This window comes from Burkholderia sp. Se-20378 (assembly GCF_017104665.1).
GTDB classification, from domain to species: domain Bacteria; phylum Pseudomonadota; class Gammaproteobacteria; order Burkholderiales; family Burkholderiaceae; genus Burkholderia; species Burkholderia lata.
This window is the reverse complement of the sequence record NZ_JAAGPG010001017.1, coordinates 1-1,347: the sequence shown is the minus strand read 5'-3', so window position 1 is coordinate 1,347 and position 1,347 is coordinate 1. Positions and strand designations below refer to the sequence as shown.

Below are 1,347 nucleotides of genomic sequence, written 5' to 3'. Positions count from 1 at the left end.
CGCCTCGATTGAAACTCTCGTTCGGCAACGCAGCAACGGGGCCTTTATAATGCGCGTCTGATACCCATCTATGACGGCATCCCGGTCAACCCGGATCGTACGGCGAGCCCTACCCCGCCCGCCGCGGCCGCCTTTTACGGATTCGCACATGTCCACGCCCAAACACGCCAAAGTCCTGATTCTCGGTTCCGGCCCCGCCGGCTACACGGCTGCCGTCTACGCGGCACGCGCCAACCTGTCCCCGGTGCTGATCACCGGCATCGCGCAGGGCGGCCAGCTGATGACCACGACCGACGTCGAAAACTGGCCGGCAGACGCGAAAGGCGTGCAGGGTCCGGAGCTGATGGCGCGCTTCCTCGAGCACGCCGAGCGCTTCAACACCGAGATCGTGTTCGATCACATCCACACCGCGAAGCTGCACGAGCAGCCGATCCGCCTGATCGGCGACTCGGGCGAATACACGTGCGACTCGCTGATCATCGCGACCGGCGCGTCCGCGCAGTATCTCGGCCTCCCGTCCGAAGAATTGTTCATGGGCAAGGGCGTGTCGGCCTGCGCGACCTGCGACGGCTTCTTCTATCGCGGCCAGGAAGTCGCGGTGATCGGCGGCGGCAACACGGCCGTCGAGGAAGCGCTCTACCTGACGGGCATCGCGAAGAAGGTCACGGTGATCCACCGCCGCGACAAGTTCCGCGCGGAGCCGATCCTGATCGACCGCCTGCTGGAGAAGGAAAAGGAAGGCGCCGTCGTGATCAAGTGGGATCACGTGCTCGACGAAGTGACGGGCGAAGATTCGGGCGTCACGGGCCTGCGCATCAAGAACGTGAAGACCGGCGCGACCGAAGATCTCGCCGTGCAAGGCGTGTTCGTCGCGATCGGCCACAAGCCGAACACCGACCTGTTCCAGGGTCAGCTCGAGATGAAGGACGGCTATATCCTGACGAAGAGCGGCCTGCACGGCAACGCGACGTCGACGAGCGTCGCGGGCGTGTTCGCCGCGGGCGACGTGCAGGACAACGTGTACCGCCAGGCGATCACCAGCGCCGGCACGGGCTGCATGGCCGCGCTCGACGCGCAGCGCTACCTCGAAAGCCTGCACGACAAGAAGTAAGCCGCGAGACCTGTCGCGCCGGGCGCTACAATGGCGTCCGCTGCCGCGAAGCGGGTCTGGCCGGACAAGCCGCTGCCGCCGCGCAGCGGCGTGTTTTTGCCCGCGCGCGCGAACGCGCCTGCCCTGCGTACCGAATCATGGCGAAGAACCAGCCCCATCCGAGCGATCCCGCGAAGCGGCTGATCGCCGCCCGTCCCGCGAACCCCGCGCCCGTCGCGCCGGCGCCCGCGCCCGAT

The 1,347-nt window shown here is 66.9% G+C and carries 1 protein-coding gene and 1 pseudogene; both read left to right on the top strand.

Annotation, left to right across the window (positions count from 1 at the left end):
• Positions 1-148 precede the first annotated feature (148 nt).
• Positions 149-1,111 (top strand): thioredoxin-disulfide reductase, encoded by a 963-nt coding sequence (trxB, locus tag G3N93_RS39810; RefSeq protein ID WP_174941416.1) that lies wholly within the window; start codon positions 149-151, stop codon positions 1,109-1,111.
• A gap of 134 nt (positions 1,112-1,245) precedes the next feature.
• Positions 1,246-1,347: pseudogene (locus G3N93_RS42565) on the top strand (DNA mismatch repair protein MutS); the annotation flags it as partial.